The sequence below is a fragment of the Sphingomonas sp. Mn802worker genome, assembly GCF_000382485.1.
In the GTDB taxonomy this organism is placed as follows: Bacteria; Pseudomonadota; Alphaproteobacteria; order Sphingomonadales; family Sphingomonadaceae; genus Sphingomonas.
On the sequence record NZ_AORY01000004.1, the window covers coordinates 473,315 to 490,081 of the forward strand.

At 68.0% G+C, this 16,767-nt stretch carries 17 protein-coding genes; 11 read left to right on the top strand and 6 right to left on the bottom strand.

The features are described 5' to 3' along the window. Positions 1-53: 53 nt before the first annotated feature. Positions 54-1,916, bottom strand: coding sequence for an ABC-F family ATP-binding cassette domain-containing protein (locus SMN802W_RS0105855; protein WP_019515966.1), 1,863 nt, complete (start codon positions 1,914-1,916; stop codon positions 54-56). A 67-nt stretch (positions 1,917-1,983) separates the two neighbouring features. Here SMN802W_RS0105855 and uvrC point away from each other — a divergent pair, with 67 nt between their 5' ends. From uvrC to leuB, 5 genes are read left to right on the top strand one after another with little or no spacing between them, the layout of a single operon-like run. Beyond that, positions 1,984-3,909, top strand: coding sequence for an excinuclease ABC subunit UvrC (uvrC, locus tag SMN802W_RS0105860; RefSeq protein ID WP_019515967.1), 1,926 nt, complete (start codon positions 1,984-1,986; stop codon positions 3,907-3,909). Positions 3,910-3,961: 52 nt separating this feature from the next. After that, positions 3,962-4,915 (top strand): hypothetical protein, encoded by a 954-nt coding sequence (locus SMN802W_RS0105865; protein WP_019515968.1) that lies wholly within the window; start codon positions 3,962-3,964, stop codon positions 4,913-4,915. Next, positions 4,912-5,793 (top strand): GNAT family N-acetyltransferase, encoded by an 882-nt coding sequence (locus SMN802W_RS0105870; RefSeq protein WP_238560115.1) that lies wholly within the window; start codon positions 4,912-4,914, stop codon positions 5,791-5,793. The genes SMN802W_RS0105865 and SMN802W_RS0105870 overlap by 4 nt, the downstream gene beginning before the upstream one ends. A 58-nt stretch (positions 5,794-5,851) precedes the next feature. Next, positions 5,852-6,583 carry a DNA repair protein RecO gene (gene recO, locus SMN802W_RS0105875; RefSeq protein ID WP_019515970.1) on the top strand — a complete coding sequence of 244 codons (732 nt, stop codon included), beginning with the start codon at positions 5,852-5,854 and terminating at the stop codon, positions 6,581-6,583. Between the two features lie 28 nt (positions 6,584-6,611). Next, positions 6,612-7,661, top strand: a complete 1,050-nt coding sequence (gene leuB, locus SMN802W_RS0105880; protein ID WP_037523413.1) for a 3-isopropylmalate dehydrogenase — start codon at positions 6,612-6,614, stop codon at positions 7,659-7,661. On the opposite strand, the gene SMN802W_RS18710 is transcribed toward leuB, so the two are convergent. Beyond that, on the bottom strand, positions 7,658-7,924 hold the full coding sequence (locus SMN802W_RS18710) for a hypothetical protein (RefSeq protein WP_238560116.1): 267 nt from the start codon (positions 7,922-7,924) through the stop codon (positions 7,658-7,660). The genes leuB and SMN802W_RS18710 overlap by 4 nt on opposite strands. Continuing rightward, on the bottom strand, positions 7,900-8,910 hold the full coding sequence (locus SMN802W_RS16525) for a phospholipid carrier-dependent glycosyltransferase (protein WP_238560117.1): 1,011 nt from the start codon (positions 8,908-8,910) through the stop codon (positions 7,900-7,902). The genes SMN802W_RS18710 and SMN802W_RS16525 overlap by 25 nt, the downstream gene beginning before the upstream one ends. Before the next feature lie 99 nt (positions 8,911-9,009). Between SMN802W_RS16525 and SMN802W_RS0105890 the strand changes: the two genes are divergently transcribed. From SMN802W_RS0105890 to SMN802W_RS0105900, 3 genes are read left to right on the top strand one after another with little or no spacing between them, the layout of a single operon-like run. Continuing rightward, entirely contained in the window at positions 9,010-10,215 is a 1,206-nt protein-coding gene (locus SMN802W_RS0105890; RefSeq protein ID WP_019515972.1) for a trans-sulfuration enzyme family protein, read from the top strand. A gap of 11 nt (positions 10,216-10,226) precedes the next feature. Continuing rightward, the gene (apaG, locus tag SMN802W_RS0105895; protein ID WP_026325800.1) at positions 10,227-10,625 is read left to right on the top strand and encodes a Co2+/Mg2+ efflux protein ApaG; all 399 of its coding nucleotides are present in this window, start codon (positions 10,227-10,229) and stop codon (positions 10,623-10,625) included. Continuing rightward, positions 10,622-11,413 (top strand): LysR family transcriptional regulator, encoded by a 792-nt coding sequence (locus SMN802W_RS0105900; protein ID WP_019515974.1) that lies wholly within the window; start codon positions 10,622-10,624, stop codon positions 11,411-11,413. The genes apaG and SMN802W_RS0105900 overlap by 4 nt, the downstream gene beginning before the upstream one ends. A gap of 37 nt (positions 11,414-11,450) precedes the next feature. Here the strand turns inward: SMN802W_RS0105900 and SMN802W_RS0105905 are convergent, their stop codons facing one another. Together SMN802W_RS0105905 and SMN802W_RS0105910 are read right to left on the bottom strand one after the other, a co-directional pair. Beyond that, positions 11,451-11,828 (bottom strand): hypothetical protein, encoded by a 378-nt coding sequence (locus SMN802W_RS0105905; protein WP_019515975.1) that lies wholly within the window; start codon positions 11,826-11,828, stop codon positions 11,451-11,453. A 76-nt stretch (positions 11,829-11,904) separates the two neighbouring features. Then, positions 11,905-12,756, bottom strand: coding sequence for an ABC transporter permease (locus SMN802W_RS0105910; RefSeq protein ID WP_037523185.1), 852 nt, complete (start codon positions 12,754-12,756; stop codon positions 11,905-11,907). Positions 12,757-12,818: 62 nt separating this feature from the next. Here SMN802W_RS0105910 and SMN802W_RS0105915 point away from each other — a divergent pair, with 62 nt between their 5' ends. From SMN802W_RS0105915 to SMN802W_RS0105925, 3 genes are all read left to right on the top strand, one after another. Further along, positions 12,819-13,544 (top strand): GcrA family cell cycle regulator, encoded by a 726-nt coding sequence (locus SMN802W_RS0105915; protein ID WP_019515977.1) that lies wholly within the window; start codon positions 12,819-12,821, stop codon positions 13,542-13,544. 163 nt (positions 13,545-13,707) lie between these two features. After that, positions 13,708-14,148 carry a TadE/TadG family type IV pilus assembly protein gene (locus SMN802W_RS16530; RefSeq protein WP_019515978.1) on the top strand — a complete coding sequence of 147 codons (441 nt, stop codon included), beginning with the start codon at positions 13,708-13,710 and terminating at the stop codon, positions 14,146-14,148. After that, positions 14,145-15,824 carry a pilus assembly protein TadG-related protein gene (locus SMN802W_RS0105925; protein WP_019515979.1) on the top strand — a complete coding sequence of 560 codons (1,680 nt, stop codon included), beginning with the start codon at positions 14,145-14,147 and terminating at the stop codon, positions 15,822-15,824. The genes SMN802W_RS16530 and SMN802W_RS0105925 overlap by 4 nt, the downstream gene beginning before the upstream one ends. A 34-nt stretch (positions 15,825-15,858) precedes the next feature. Here the strand turns inward: SMN802W_RS0105925 and SMN802W_RS0105930 are convergent, their stop codons facing one another. Next, on the bottom strand, positions 15,859-16,614 hold the full coding sequence (locus tag SMN802W_RS0105930) for an outer membrane protein (RefSeq protein ID WP_019515980.1): 756 nt from the start codon (positions 16,612-16,614) through the stop codon (positions 15,859-15,861). Positions 16,615-16,767: the final 153 nt, after the last annotated feature.

The window sequence follows — 16,767 nt, forward strand, 5'->3', positions numbered from 1 at the left end:
TCGCCCGAGACTAGCCGCGCGTGCGGCGCGGGTCCAATCGCCCGCGCCGCCGATCAGGCCGCGATCGCCTCCAGTTGCTCGCTCAGCTCGAGCCAGCTCTGCTCGGATGCGTCGATCTGCTCCTGCACGCTGGCGCGGCGCTTCATCAACTCGGTCATGCTGAGCTTGGCGAGCGGGCCCTGCGTGGTCGAGGGATCGAACATCGCGCGGTCGAGTGCGCTACGCTGCTCCGTCAGTTTCGCGAGCGCGGCCTCGGCGTCGCGCGCCTGCTTGCGCAAAGCCTTGTCCTGTTCGCGCTGCTCGGCCTGCTTGCGCGCGTCGGCTTTCGCCTTGGCCTTGGACTGCTTGCCCGAGCCGTCGCCTGACAGGATCAGCTTGATATAGTCCTCGATCGCGCCGTCGAAGTCGCGCGCGGTGCCTCCATCCACCAGCACGAGGCGGTCGGCGGTCATCTCGAGCATGTGGCGGTCGTGGCTGACGATCACGACGGCGCCGGTGTAGCCGTTCAACGCCTGGATCAGCGCCTCGCGTGCGTCGACGTCGAGGTGGTTTGTCGGCTCGTCGAGGATTAGCAGGTGCGGCGCGTCGCGGGTGATGAGCGCAAGGGCGAGGCGGGCGCGTTCGCCGCCCGAGAGCTTGCCGACCTTGGTGATCGCCTTGTCGCCCTGGAAGCCAAAGCGGCCGAGCTGCGCGCGCACCGCGGACGGCGATGATCCCTCCATCAGCGCGGACATGTGCTGGAGCGGGGTCTCGTCGCGGTCGAGCTCCTCGACCTGATATTGCGTGAAATAGCCGACGCGCATCTTGCCGCTCGCCTGCATCGCGCCCTCCATCGGGGTGAGCTGCGCGGCGAGCAGGCGGGCGAGCGTGGTCTTGCCGTTGCCGTTGCGCCCGAGCAACGCGACACGCTCGTCGGGATCGATGCGCAGGTTCAATCGGCGGAGGATCGGCGTCTCGTTATAACCGACGGTGGCGAGGTCGAGCGTGATGAGCGGCGGGCGCAGCGCGGTCGGATCGGGGAAGTCGAACGACAAGGACGGATCGTCCATCACCTCGGCGATCGGCTGCATCCGCGCCAGCGCCTTGACGCGCGACTGCGCCTGCTTCGCGGTCGAGGCGCGGGCAGAGTTGCGCGCGACGAACTCCTTCAGCTTCTCGCGCTCGGCCATCTGCTTCTCGCGCGCGGCGGCCTGCTGCGCCTGGCGCTCGGCCCGCTGGCGCTCGAACGCGTCATAGCCGCCGGGGTAGAGCGTCAGCTTGCCGCGATCGAGGTGAAGGATGTGGTCGACGACGTTGTTGAGGAAGTCGCGTTCGTGGCTGACGACGACGATCGTCGCCTGATAGGATTTGAGGAAATCCTCCAGCCACAGCACCGCTTCGAGGTCGAGGTGGTTCGACGGCTCGTCGAGCAACAGCAGGTCGGGGGCGGAGAACAGCAAGGAGGCGAGTGCGACGCGCATCCGCCAGCCGCCCGAGAAGCTCTCGAGCGGGCGGTTCTGCATCTCCTCGTCGAAACCGAGCCCGACGAGGATACGCGAGGCGCGCGAGGGTGCCGACCAGGCGTCGATCGCCATCAATCGCTCGTGGATGTCGCCGAGCCGGTCCATGTCCTCCATGTTCTCGCTCTCGGCGAGGAGCGCGGTGCGCTCGACATCGGCGGCGAGCACGGTCTCGATCGGGGTGGAGTCGCCGCCGGGTGCCTCCTGCGCGATATAACCCAGGCGCGCGCCGCGCGGCATGTCGGCGCTGCCGGTGTCGGGCTCCAGCATCCCCGCGATCACGCGCACCAGCGTCGACTTGCCCGCGCCGTTGCGGCCGATCAGCCCGATGCGCCCGCGCGGCGGCAGCGCGGCGGTGGCGCGATCGAGGATCGTCCGCCCGCCGAGGCGAACGGTGATGTCGGAAAGATTGAGCATGCGCGCGCGCTTAGCAGATGCAGCATCGGATTTCGAGCCGGTTGCCGCTGACTCCGCGTTTACCTAGATGGAGCGCATGTCAGGCTACGGCCCCCCCGAACGGTTCAACGAAGAAGCCGCCACCTTCACGATCCGCGGCAGCGACGCGCCCGACCTTCAGGCCGGTGTGGCGGCGATCCGTAACGTGCTGAAGACGCTGTCCCTAAAACCCGGCGTCTACCGGATGCAGGATGCCAAGGGCGAGGTGCTGTACGTCGGCAAGGCGCGCGCGCTGAAGAACCGCGTCGGCAATTACGTCCAGATCGAGCGGCTGAGCAAACGCATCCAGCGGATGGTGTCGCAGACGCGGTCGATGACGATCGTGACGACCAACAACGAGGCCGAGGCGCTGCTGCTCGAGGCGCAGCTGATCAAGCGTTATCGCCCGCCGTACAACGTGCTGCTGCGCGACGATAAGTCGTTCCCGTTCATCCTGCTGCGCGCCGACCACGACTTTCCGCGGGTGCAGAAGCACCGCGGCGCACGCAAGGCGAAGGGTGATTACTACGGCCCGTTCGCGAGCGCGGGGAGCGTCAACAATACGCTGAATGCGTTGCAGAAGCTGTTCCTGCTCAGGAGCTGCACCGACGGATTCTTCAAGACGCGCGACCGGCCGTGCCTGCTGTATCAGATCAAGCGCTGTTCGGCGCCATGCGTGGGGCGGATCGATACGCCGGGCTATGCCGAGTTGGTGAGCGACGCGAAGAAGTTCCTAGCTGGCAAGACCACCGACGTACAGGCGAAGCTGGGCGCGCAGATGCAGGCCGCGGCGGAGAACATGGACTTCGAGCTCGCCGCGGTGCTGCGCGACCGGTTGAAGGCGCTGACCTTTATCCAGGGGACGCAGTTCATCAACGCGGAAGGGGTCGGCGACGCCGACATCTTCGCGCTGGCGTGCCTGGAGGGCGTGATCGGCATCCAGGCCTTCTTCATTCGCGGTGGGCAGAATTGGGGGCATCGCAGCTTCTTTCCGTCGCACACCGCCGAGGTGAGCGAGGAAGAGGTGCTGCAGCTGTTCCTGATGCAATTCTACGAGGAGGTGCCGCCGGCGCGGACGATCTTCGTCGATCGCGACCTGCCCGAGGCGGCACTGCTGATGGAGGCCTTGTCCGAGCAGGCGAAGCGCAAGGTCGAGATCACGGTGCCGCAGCGTGGGACACGCCGGCGATTGCTGGACCAGGCATCGCGCAATGCGAAGGAGGCGCTGGAGCGCAGGCTGGCGGAGAGCACGACCCAGTCGAAGCTCAACCGCGAGGTCGCCGACCTGTTCGAACTCGCCGAGCCGCCCGAGCGGATCGAGGTGTACGACAACAGCCACATTCAGGGGACCAACGCGGTCGGTGCGATGGTGGTCGCGGGGCCGGAAGGCTTCCGCAAAGGCCAGTATCGCAAGTTCAACATCAAGCAGGCGGCAACTGACGACGATTTCGCGATGATGCGCGAGGTGCTGACCCGTCGTTTCGCGCGCGCGTTGGAGGAGGACCCCGATCGCGACTCGGGCGAGTGGCCCGATCTGGTGCTGCTCGACGGCGGGCGCGGGCAATTGAACGCGGCGAAGGCGGTGCTGGAGGATCTCGGCATCGAGGACGTGTGCCTCGTCGGCGTCGCCAAGGGCCCGCATCACGGTCGCGAGGGGCGCGAGGTGTTCCACCTGATGGACGGGCGCGAGCTGACGCTGCCGGTCAACGCGCCGGTGCTTTTCTACCTGCAACGGCTACGCGACGAGGTGCACCGCTACGTCATCGGCGCGCACCGCGCGAAACGCGCCAAGGCGATCGGCGCGAGCCCGCTCGACGAGGTGCCCGGCATCGGTCCGGCGCGCAAAAAGGCGTTGTTGATGCATTTCGGCACCGGCCGTGCGGTCAGGAACGCCAGCCTGGAGGATCTGCAAAAGGCGCCGGGCGTGTCGGCCAGCGTCGCGCAGACGGTGTACGACTTCTACCACGCGCATTGAGGCCTAGGTTGCGTAAGCGCCGCGTTTACGTCTGATCGGTACAGCGAGCGCCATGACGGCCGTGTTCCTGACCATCGATACCGAGTTCGCGTGGCGCCATCATGCCGCGGGGCTCGACGCGGCGACGATCCACGCGCGCTCGGTCGAGCCGGCGGGGGTGGGTCTGACGTGGCAGCTCGGCGTGCTGGCGCGGGCGGGCTTGAAGGCGACCTTCTTCGTCGATCCGCTGCCGGCGCTGATCTACGGCGATGAGTGGGCACGGCGGATGATCGAGCCGGTGCTGGCGGCGGGGCAGGAGGTCCAGCTGCACTGCCACCCCAATTGGATCGGTGCAGTGGCGGGTGACCATGGCGCGGCGCACGGTGCGTTCGAGCTGATCGATCTGTCGGCGGACCGGCAGCTAGTGGTGCTGGCGCGCGCGATCGAACTGCTGGTGGCCGCGGGCGCGCCGCGCCCGGTCGCGTTTCGCGCCGGTAGCTACTCGGCCAGTGACGACACATTGTGCGCGCTCGCCGCGCTCGGGCTCGCCTATGACAGCAGCCACAATGGCGCGCATCATCCGTGGCCGAGCGCGATCACGCTCGATCCGGCGCAGATCGCGCCGGTCGTGCGGCGCGGCGTGGTCGAGGTGCCGGTGACGGTGATCGAGGACAAGCCCGGCTGCTGGCGCAATTTCCAGATCTGTGCGCTATCGACGCGCGAGATGCGCGCCGCGCTGGACCACGCGATCGCTAACGATCATGCCGCGGTGACGATCGTCGGGCACAGTTTCGAGCTTGCCAACCGTGCGGGCACCGCGCCCAACCGCGTTCACGTCCATCGATTCGAGGCATTGTGTGCGATGTTGGCGGAGCGGCAGGACGCGGCGCGTACGTGCCACTTCGCCGATCGCCCCGCGCTGCCGCTCGGGCGCGCCGACCGTCCGCTCGCGCCCGACGCGCTGCGGCTGCGATGGCGGCAGGCGGAGCAATTGTGGTCGACGCTGGTCGCGGAACGCGCGGCGTGAGTGCGAGCGCGCTCAAGCTGCAGGTCGGTGCGCGGACGCTGATGAGCTTTCCGCGGCAATTGCGGCGGGTCGCGTGGTCGCTGGAGCAGGCGCTGACGGGTGCGGGACCGAGCTTGCCCGCGCTCGATGCAGCGGACGATGGGTATCTGGTGACCTCGTTGCCCGAGACGGTCACGCTCGACGCCCCCGGCCTGCGTTTCGTGCGGCAGCGCTACACGCGTTATTACGTCGATCTGGCGGGCGGGCGTGAGGCGTGGTTGGCGGCGCTGTCGGGGCAGGCGCGATCGGGATTGAAGCGCAAGGCAAGGAAGCTGGCGGCGGCGAACGGCGGTACGCTCGACGTGCGGCGTTATCGTTCGCCTGAGGAGATGGCGGTTTTCCATCCGCTGGCGCGCGCGGTGTCGGTGACGACCTATCAGGAACGGCTGCTGGGATCGGGGTTGCCCGGGGACGCGGACGCGCTGATCGCGGCGGCAGGCGAGGATCGCGCGCGCGCGTGGCTGCTGTTCCTGGGCGACGCGCCAATCGCCTATCTGTGGTGCGGGGCGGATAGAGAGACGCTACGCTACGATTATGTCGGGCACGATCCCACGCACCAGGCGCTGTCGCCCGGCAGCGTGTTGATGGCGGAAGCGCTCGGCGATCTGTTCACGGACCGCTTTCGCTGGTTCGACTTCACCGAAGGCGAGGGACAGCACAAGCGTGGTCTGGCGAGCGGCGGCGTGGCCTGCCGCGACGAACTGCTGCTGCGCCCAACCATCGCCAATCGCGTGGCGGTTGCGGCGGTCGGCGGTTTCGATGCGGCGATGGTGGTGGCGAAACGCTGGAGCGAGGCGCCCGCGTTGAAGCGCTTCGCGCAGCATGTGCGGCGGGCTTAGCGTCACACGGGTAATCGCGCCCGATGACCGCGGGCGGCGCATGCCCTATCTTACGTCCATGCACCTCGTCGCCGACGCCATCGTCCTGTCCGTGCGCGCGCACGGCGAGCATGGGGCGGTGGTGCGCGCCTTCACGCGGACGTCGGGCGTGTGGCCGGGCTATGTCCGCGGCGGACATTCGCGGCGGCTGCGGCCGATCCTGCAACCCACCAATCTGGTGCGGGCCGAGTGGCGCGCGCGGACCGACGAGCAATTGCCCGCGCTGACGGTCGAGTTGATCCACAGCCGCGCGCCGATGTATGCCGAGGCGCTGCCCGCCGCCGCGCTCGAATGGCTCGCCGCGCTGACCGCCGCCGCGCTGCCCGAGGCGCAAGGCTATCCACGGCTGCACGATGCGCTGTCGGGCGTGCTCGACGCAGTCGAGGCGGCGCCGAGTGCGAAGGGCTGGGCCGGTGCGCTCGCGCGCTACGAGTTGCTGCTGCTCGCCGAACTGGGCTTCGGGCTCGACCTGTCGGCGTGCGTTGCGACCGGCGTGGTCGATGATCTCGCGTTCGTCAGCCCGAAAAGCGGTGCGGCGGTCAGCCGAGCGGCGGCGCGCGGATATGAGGCGCGGCTGCTTCGGTTACCGCGCTTCCTCATCGATGGCGGCGAGGCGGGATGGGACGAAGTGGCCGATGCGCTGGCGATCACCGGCCATTTTCTTGAGCGCGACGTGCTGGTCGATCGTCGGCGCGAGACGCTGGCGGCGCGCGACCGGCTGGTCGACCGGTTGAAAAGGGCAGTTGCCTGACCGCGCCGCACGCGCCATGCGGGCGCGCATGAGCACGCCCCTGATCGCGATCCTCGCCGGAGACGGCATCGGCCCCGAAGTCACCGCACAGGCGCGCCGCGTGCTTGATGCACTCGGCCTCGATCTGGCGTTCGAGGAGGCGGCAGTGGGCGGCGCGGCGTATCGTCAGCACGGCCATCCGCTACCGCCCGAGACACTCGACCTCGCGCATCGCGCCGATGCGATCCTGTTCGGCGCGGTTGGTGACCCCGCATTCGATGCGCTTGAACGCGCATTCCGGCCCGAGCAGGCAATTCTCGGGCTGCGCAAGGAGCTGGGAACCTTCGCCAATCTCCGCCCGGCGCGCATTTTTGAGGGGCTGGAAGATGCCTCGACGCTCAAGCCCGAGGTAGCGCGCGCGATCGATTTGGTGATCGTGCGCGAGTTGAACGGCGATGTGTATTTCGGCGAGAAGGGCCGGCGGACGACCGCGGCGGGCTTGCGCGAGGGGCACGACCTGATGCGCTACGACGAGAGCGAGGTGCGCCGCATCGCACGGGTCGGGTTCGAGACCGCGGCCAAGCGTCGCGGCAAATTGTGCTCGGTCGACAAGGCCAACGTGCTGGAAACCTCGCAGCTGTGGCGCGACGTGGTGATCGAGGTTGCGGCGGACTATCCGCAGGTCGAGTTGACCCACATGTACGTCGACAATGCCGCGATGCAGCTGGTGCGCAATCCGGGCGCGTTCGACACGATCGTGACCGGCAACCTGTTCGGCGACATCTTGTCGGATCAGGCTAGCATGTGCGTCGGCTCGATCGGGATGCTGCCATCGGCGTCGCTGGATGCCGTGGGCAAGGGACTGTACGAGCCGATCCATGGCTCCGCGCCCGATATCGCCGGGCAGAGCAAGGCGAACCCGTGCGCGGCGATCTTGTCGGCGGCGATGCTGCTGCGTCACTCGCTGAACGAGGCGGAAGCGGCAGACCGGGTCGAGGCGGCGGTGGCGGCGGCGCTGCGGACGGGCGTGCGGACACCCGATCTGGGCGGCGACGCGTCGACGCAGGCGATGGGCGACGCGGTACTCGCGGCGCTTTAGATCCAGCTGGAAAACCACGTCCAGCGGCGGAACGCGCCCGCGTCGGTCAGCGGCTCGGCACACAGCACCGGCAGGAAATAGATGAGCAGCGCGAAGCAGGCGAGCAGATAGAACTCGTCCCAGCCGCGTAATTCTGCGCGCCAATGATCGAGCGCGACCGTAAGCGCGACGACCAGGAAGATGCCGCTGGGATAGTAATAATAATAGAAGCCGAGCGATTTGGGGATCAGCGCCCAGATCAGCAGGCTGGCGACCCACAACAAAGGGGGAACAGCAGCTGCGCCGAGCCGGTCTTGACCCAGGCCCAGAACAGCGCCGCGACGGCGACCAACCCGCCCCACATGATCGCGGGATTGCCGATCATCCAGATGCCGCGCTGCACCCCGTCGACGGGTTCGTAGAGGTACCAGATCGGGCGCTGCATCAGCGGCCAGGTGTACCAGTTCGACTGGTAGGTGTGCGGCGGCAGCACCTGCGTCTGGCGCGCGTACATGTCGAGCTGGAACGGGATCAGCCGCGACCAGGTCATCGGATCGCTGGTGTAGAAGAACGCCGGCGCGAACGTCAGCAGATAGGTGCCGACCGACACGATGCCGAGCAGCGCGACCGCGACGAGCGGGTTCAGCCCGCGCCATCGTTCCGGATGACGGTGGCGCAGCCGCAGATAGGCGAACGCGGCAAAGGCGACATACGGCCCCGCGGTCCACTTGCACGCGGTGGCGAGCCCGAGCAGCGCAGCGCCCGCGCACCAGCGGGCATGGACCTGCCGCCGCGTCAGCGCGCGCGCCGACCACGCCAGCATGACGATACCCCACAGCAGGAACGCAGCCAGGAACGTGTCGAGCATCGCGATCCGCGCCTGCACGAGCACTGTGAACGACATCAATGCGAGCGCTGCGCCGATCAAGCTGGCGCGCAATCGCCCGGTCAACAGCTGCACCAGCGCGAAGACACCCGCGATCGTCGCCGCGCCCGCGACCGTCGAGGCGAAGCGCCAGCCGAACGGTTCGTCGCCGAACCAGCGAAGCGACAATGCGATCAGTTCCTTGGCGAGCAGCGGATGCTCGATGTTGGTGGGGCCGGCCAAGTCGCGCATCGCGCGCGCGGCGGGAACGTAGTGGACCTCGTCGAACACCAGCTTGTTCGGCACGGCCAGACGGATGAGGAAGATCAGCTCGCTCAACAGCGCGATCAGCGCACCAACCAGCATCGGACGTTTCAGCAGCGCGATTCGTTCGGGTTCGGACACGCGCCTTCTCTCGATCGCGCGCGCGTGTCGGGCAAGAGGCAAGGTGTACGGGGCAGGCGGGGGTTGAGTAAGGCTCTGCGCGGGGGCAAAGCGGGCGGCATGAAGCGTCGCACTGGCCAGGACCGTTCGATCACCCATAATTGGCGTCCCGCCACCCAGGCGATCCGCGGCGGCACCGCCAGGTCCGAGTGGGGCGAGACCAGCGAGGCGTTGTTCCTCACCTCGGGCTACAGTTACGACCGCGCCGAGGATGCCGCAGCGCGCTTCGCGGGCGAGCAGGCGGGCATGACCTATTCGCGGTTGCAGAACCCGACGGTCGAGATGCTGGAGGAACGCATCGCGCTGCTGGAAGGCGCGGAGGCGTGCCGGACGATGGCGACCGGCATGGCGGCGATGACCGCGGTGTTGCTGTGCCAACTCGAACAGGGCGATCACGTCATCGCGGGACGCGCGGCGTTCGGGTCGTGCCGCTGGCTCACCGACACGTTGCTGCCGAAATTCGGCATCCAGACGACGATCGTCGACGCGCGCGATCCGCAGGCGTTCGCCGACGCGGTGCGGCCCGAGACCAAGGTCTTCTTCTTCGAAACGCCCGCCAATCCGACGATGGACGTGGTGGACCTGCGCGGGGTGTGCGGGATCGCGCGCGAGCGCGGCATCCGCAGCGTGGTCGACAACGCGTTCGCCACGCCCGCGCTGCAACGGCCGATGGAGCTGGGCGCCGACATCACCGCTTATTCCGCGACCAAGATGATGGACGGGCAGGGGCGCGTGCTGGCGGGCGCGGTGTGCGGCAGCGCGGACTTCATCAACAACACGCTGCTGCCGTTCACGCGCAACACCGGGCCGACCTTGTCGGCGTTCAATGCCTGGGTGGTGCTGAAGGGATTGGAAACGCTCGACCTGCGCATCCGCCGACAGTCGGACTCGTCGGTAAAGGTGGGCACGTTCCTCGAGCAACGCGTGCCCCGCATCCTTCACCCCGGGCTCGCCAGCCACCCGCAGCACGCGCTGGCGATGAGCCAGATGGAGGCGGCAGGACCGATCTTCGCGTTCGAGGTGGCCGACCGCGCGCAGGCGCACGCGTTGCTCGACGCGCTGACGTTGATCGACATCTCGAACAACATCGGCGACTCGCGCTCGCTGATGACCCATCCGGCCTCGACCACGCACTATGGCGTCGCGGAGGACAAAAGGCTGGAGATGGGCGTGACCGACGGGCTGCTGCGGCTGAACGTCGGGTTGGAGGATCCGCGCGACCTGATCGACGATCTTGATCAGGCGCTGACGCAGGTTGGGCTGTGACCTCCTCAGCGGTGAGGGCGCTGTTCGACGTTGCGGAAACGACGCGCGGGGTCACCGTGCGCGTGTCGGTCAGCTACCTCGCCGAACAGTCGGAGCCGGCGCGCGGCCGCTGGTTCTGGGCTTATCACATCCGGATCGAGAATGACGGCGCGGGCGCGGTGCAGCTGTTGACGCGCCACTGGATCATCACCGACGGTCGCGGCGCGCGCCACAGCGTGGAGGGCGAGGGTGTCGTCGGCGAGCAACCGCTGATCGCGCCGGGTGCGAGCTACGATTACGTGTCCGGCTGCCCGCTCTCGACCACGACGGGCATGATGCAGGGCAGCTACCGCATGGTCGATGAGGACGGCGCGACGTTCGACGTCGTCATTCCCAAGTTCGCGCTCCATGCGCCGACGGTGGCGGGATGAAGCGGACGCACCTGCCGCTCAACGGGCTGCGCGTGCTCGATGCCGCGGCGCGTCACCTGTCGTTCACGCGCGCGGCCGACGAACTGGCGGTGACGCCCGCCGCGGTCGGGCAGCAGGTGCGCGCGTTGGAGGATACGCTTGGCGTCGTGCTGTTCCGGCGCACGACCAAGGGGCTGGAGTTGACCGATGAAGGCGCGGCCGGGCTCGGACCCTTGCGCGCTGCATTCCTGCACTTCGAGGAGGCGGTGCGGGCGATGCAGGCGGGGCAATCGTCCAAGTCGCTGACAATCGCCGCGCCGCGCGACCTGACCGAGAAATGGCTGTTGCCGCGTCTGGCCGAGATCGCCGCGGGTGATCCCGATCTGCGCTTTTCATTGATGGCGGCTGACGAGGGGCTCGATTTTACCGAGGCGAACCTCGACCTTGCGATCCGCTGGGGCGAGGGGCCGGGCGCGCACGAGGGGGAGGCGATCGAAAGCGACGGTCTGGTGAAGGTGGAACGGCCGGGCGGCGGGGCGGACAGGCTGATCGCGTGGCCGGGTTCGCCCGATGTCGGGGCGACGCCGGTCATCCGTGTCGGCGACGCCGGGCTGGCGATCGACGCGGCGGCGGCAGGGCTGGGGCGTGCGATCGTGCCCGAACTGCTTGCCGCACGCGATGTGAATGAAGCGCGGGTCGCGATCGTCGGGGCGGCCGAACCCTCGCGGCTCGGTTATTGGCTGGTCGCGCCGACGCCGCAGTGGCGGCAGAAGAAGGTGCAGGCGCTGGTCGAGGCGTTGGCGAAATAGGTGTCGGTGGGGGCGGTGTGACCCGCCCCCGATCACGTTACTTCTTGCGCGCGCGCTTGGGGGCGGCGGCGGCTTCCTTGTCCTCTTCCTCGTCGTGATCTTCCTCGCCCGCCTCGGTCAGTGCCTCGCCAAGCGCCTTCAGCTTGTCCTGCGACTTGTCGGCCTTGTCGGCGATCTTGGTGGTCGCGGCACCCAGGCGGTGGAGCAGCGCGTGGACACGGTCGGCGTCGGGCGAGTCCTTCTCCAACTGCTTGCGCAGCGAGGCGAGGTCGCGAAGGATGCCTTTCGCGCCCGACACATCGCTGTCGGCCAGTGCGGCTTCCCAATCCTCGACCATGTCGGCGCCCTTGGCAGGCTTGGTCGATTCCAGTCCGCGATTGATCGCGTTCATCGTTCCAGCGAATTTGACGGCCATGTGACGAACTCTCCTGACGGGCGAATGCCCGCGCGTGGAAACGAGAGTGCGCCGCTAAGTGTCCGCCCCGGCTCGATCAGTTCTTCAATTTCCAGCCACGCTTGAGCAACGTGTAGCAAAGCAGCCCCATCGCCACGTCGATCGCCAGGATGACGATGCTGCCGAGCATGACGGACGAATCGGCGGTGCCGAGGAAGCCGTACCGGAAGCCCGAAATGACGTAGAAGAACGGGTTGACGTGGCTGAACGCGCGGAATGCGGGTGCCAGGTGGTCGACCGAGTAGAAGGTGCCCGACAGCAAGGTCAGCGGCGCGATGACGAAATTGGTGACCGCCGCGGCGTGATCGAACTTCTCCGCCCAGATCGAGGTCAGCACGCCCGCCAGGCTGAGGAACAGCGCGCCGAGCAGGCCGAACCACAAGACCGCGAGCGGATGCTGCGGCGTGACGTGGACGTCCGGCCACAGCGACATCGCCAGCCACACCGCCGTGCCGACGCAGAACGCGCGCGTCACCGCACCGCCGGTCAGCGCCGCAAGCAGCTCGCCGGTCGATAGCGGCGGTTGCAGGTAATCGACGATCGTGCCCTGGATCTTGCCGACCAGGAGCGAGAAGCTGGCGTTGGCGAAGGCATTCTGCATCATGCCCATGATGATGAGGCCCGGCGCCACGAAGTCGGCGAAGGGGACGACCGTGCCGCCGACCCGCACCGGCGCACGCGCACCGTTCGCGACCGTGAAGATGACGAGGAACAGCAAGGTCGTGATCGCGGGCGCCCACACGGTCTGGAGCTGCACCTTGAAGAAACGGCGCACCTCCTTCACATAGAGGGTTCGCAGGCCGCCCCAGTTAACGTTCCGGATGACCGGAACGCCCGGTGCGTTCCTGACTGCCGATTGGACTTGGCCGATTGGGGGCTGGCTGCTCATGGCTCTGGCGGGTAACCGCTGCCGACACCGCCCGCAACCGGCACGCTTGAGGGATTACACGAATGTCCTGGACCGACGAGCGCATCGACACGCTCAAGACCATGTGGGAAGCGGGCCAGACCGCAAGCCAGATCGCCGACGCGCTGGGCGGGGTCAGCCGCAATGCCGTGATCGGCAAGGCCCATCGCCTGGGGCTGCAGTCGCGTCCCTCGCCGGTCGTCAGCAAGGAGGAAGCGCGTGCGCAGGCCGCGGCGGCGCAGGAGGCTGCACCGGCTGACGACATGGAAGAAGGGACCGGCGCAGAGCCGGTCGTGATCGCCAAGCCGGAGCCGGTGGTCGCCGCGGCCCCGTCGCCCGCGCCGGAGCCGGTCGTCGATGAAGACGAGGAGGACGAAGAGGCAGAGCCCGTCGTTGCAGCACCGGCCGCGCGCGAGCGTCCGGTCGAATCGCAGCAGCCGATCCTCCGCTCGGTCGGACCCGGCGGTTTCGTCCGCCAGTCCCCGGGCGAGCAGCAGGCGCCGAGCACGCCCGCACCGCCGCGCCGGCTGGTGCCTGCACGCACCGCGCCCGAATATGCCGACAAAACCTCGCTGCTCGACCTGAGCGACAAGGTCTGCAAATGGCCGCTCGGCCACCCGGGCGAACCTGATTTCCACTTCTGCGGCGACAAGGTGAACCCGGGTTTCCCTTATTGCGTGACCCACTGCGGCCACGCCTATCAGGCGCAACTGCCGCGTCGCGATCGCCGCGCGCCGCCGCTGCCGTTCGGCGGTCCGCGCATGCGCTGAGCGGCGCGCTACGTCAGTACTTTCCGAAGGGTCGGTCCAATCCGGTGGGATGGGCCGGCCCTTTGTTGTTGAAGTCGCTATGTAGTTTTCGCATTGTAGTGGTTTGATCTCGTTTTAATTGTCCACCACCCATGAGTGATACCCGACCCGAAAGGGTTAGATCATGGTGGGAATACTCCCTCGTTTCACGGGTCGGCGGCAGGCCAGGCTGGTCGGTCAACGCCGCGGCGCGGTGCTGGTCGAGTTCGCGCTGGTGCTGCCGATCCTGATCACGCTTGTGATGGGGGTGCTGTGCTACGGCCAGTACATCTGGCTGGCGCATAGCGTGCAGACGGCAGCGAATGATGCCGCGCGCGTGATCGTCGCAGGGATTACACCGGCAGAGCGACTGACGCTCGCCCAGGCCGCAGTCGCGAACGACATCGCAAGCATGCCCGAATTGACGCGCGACAAGGTTGCGGTCGCAATCGATGAGGCGGGGACGCGAGCGACGGTCAGGTTGCGGGTCGATGCGCGTGCAGTGACGCTGCTTTCTACGGGCATGGTGCCGCTGCCGGAACCGGTGATCGAGCGGCGCGCGGTGATTGCGCTGGCGCCGCTGTGACACGGATCGTGGGATCGGCCGTGACGTCGGCGCGGCGATCATTCTGGCGCGACTCGCGTGGCGGCCTGGGCGTCTTCATCGCTGGCGCGTTGCCATTGCTGCTCGGGTTTGCGGCCTTCGCGGTCGATCTGGGCACGATGCAGCTCGATGCCCGCCGGTTGCAGGGCGTTGCCGACAATGCGGCGCTCGCTGCCGCCAGCAGCTCGGGCAGCGGTCCGGGTGATGTCGAAGGGGTGGCGCGCGACCTTGTTGCCGCGAGTTGGGGCGAGGCGACCGTCGTGCGCGCGGTGCCCGGCCGCTACCGCGCCGATGTCGCGGTGCCGGTCGCGCAGCGCTTCGTGCCCGGTGCGGGTGGCGACGCGGTGCAAGTGCAGGTGCGGACGCGATCGCCGACCTTCTTTGCGCGCATCTTCGGCTACACGTCCTTCCTGATCGCGCGACAGGCGACCGCGCAGCGCCGTGCGGTGACGAGCTTCTCGATCGGATCGCGTCTCATCGCGGTAAATGGCGGGGTCATCAACGCATCGCTGTCGGCGCTGACCGGGCGGACGGTGTCGCTCGGCGTGCTCGATCACCGCGCGCTGATCGACGGCAGCGTCGATGTCCTGCAAGTGCTTGCCCGCTTGAAGCTGAGTGCGCGCATATCGGCCAACAACTACGGCGAGCTGTTGGCGGCGGACGTGCGCGTTGACGATGTCTTCGCCGCCTTGAGCGAAACATTGAGGACGTCCGGGCAGGCGGAGGCGGGCGACGCCGTTGCCCGCGTCGGCGCGGCGCTCGGCGGACAGACGGTCCGGCTCGGCGCGCTGATCGATGTCGGGCCGCTCGCCGGCCAAGCGGTCGGCAGCGGCGGGGTGGCACGTGTGCCGGTGCTGCCGTTCATGACCGCGCTGCTCGAGACCGGCGGAGCGCGGCGGCTTGCGCTCGATCTGGATGCGGGCGTGCCGGGCATCGCGTCGACCAAGGTCAGCGTCGCGATCGGCGAGCGCGCGCAATCCTCACCGTGGCTGGCGATCACCGACAGCGGCGACACCGTGATCCGCACCGCGCAGGCGCGAATCTACGCGCGGGTCCGGCTGGCACCGACGCTGCTGCCCGGTCTGTCCAGCCTGGCCTCGATCGACCTGCCGCTGTTCGTCGAGGCTGCGGGCGCGGAGGCACGGTTGAAAAGCATCGGGTGCGGCATCAACCCGCGCGCGGTAACGATCGAGGCGCGGGTCGATCCGGTACAGGCGGCGATCGGGACGGTAGACGAGACCAGGCTGTCCGACTTCTCACGCGCGATCACACCGGTGACCGCGCGGATCCTCGATACCCTGCTGGTCGATGTGACCGGCAGCAGCCGTGTTTCGCTCGGTGCGGCGGAGCCGTGGCAGGCGCGACGCTTCACGCAGGGGATGATCGCTACGGGCGCGACCGAGACGATCCGCACGACCGCGCCGATCCAGGGGATCGCCAGCTCGCTTATCGCGCAGGCTTCGTTGAAGGTGACGCTGCTCGGGCTGCCACTGCCGGTCGATCCGCTTTTGCGCGCGGTCGGCGGCGTGCTGGCAGGGGTAGCGGCCCCGCTCGATACCTTGTTGATGACGGTGACGGGTACGCTGGGGCTCGGGCTCGGGGAGGCCGATGTGCAGGTCAACGGTCTTCGGTGCGGGAATGCGGTGCTGGTAGGCTGACCGGCCGACGCGAGCGCCGGCCGGTCGTCGAGACCTAGAAGCGGAAGGCGGCCGTGGCGCGCATCGAATGCCAGCGGAACTTGCTGTCGCTGCGGGCGAAGTCGGTGCCGGTCGTGTTGGGTGCGAGGATGAACGGATTGCTCGCGGGCGTCGTCCCGGTCGACCCGGCACGGACGCGGTAATCGTCGTCCTGATACTGGTGATACATGTACTCGAGCCCGATCGAGAAGTTGTTTCCGATCCGCTGCTCGATGCCGCCGCCGCCCTGGATGCCGAACTGGTTGCGCTTACCGCGTTCCGAGAAGGCATTGGCGGTGTTGGTGGTGGTGAACTCGCGGTCGATCCGCGCATAGCCGGGGCCGAACGTGCCGTAGAACAGCGTCGAGTCGTTCGGCGTGTAGCCGGCGCGCGCGCGGATGCCCGCCTCCCATTGCAGGTCGCGCGTCATGACGTAATTCGCCGGTGTGGTGGAGAATGCCGACACGCTGTCGCTGATCTCGCTCTTGCCGAACTCGCCGACGACGCCGACGACGAATCGGCCCATCTGTTGGTCGAGACCAATACGACCGTAATAGGCCCAGCCGTCCTTGTCGTTGCGGCAACCTGCGCCCGTCGGCAGCGTCGGTGCGGCGGTCGAGGTACGGCCCGGCGCGTTCGCGCTGATCGCGCGGCCGTTGCAGAAGCCCGGTGAAAAAGCGTTGGCGCCCACAGCCGTCGTCACCGTGTCGCCGAAGCGTCCGTCGAGGTTGCGGTCGAACAGGATCGACGAACCGCGATCGTTGCCCTGCACGTCATAGCCGCCGGCCGCGCCGACGTAGATGCCGCTGAACCCGGTGGTGACTTCCTGCGCGACGGCAGGAGTAGCGATGGAGCAGCGCAGCCGCGCCGGCGAATAGATGGATCTTCATGTAAAACTCCCGTGAACTCGGGCGGCGAACGGACC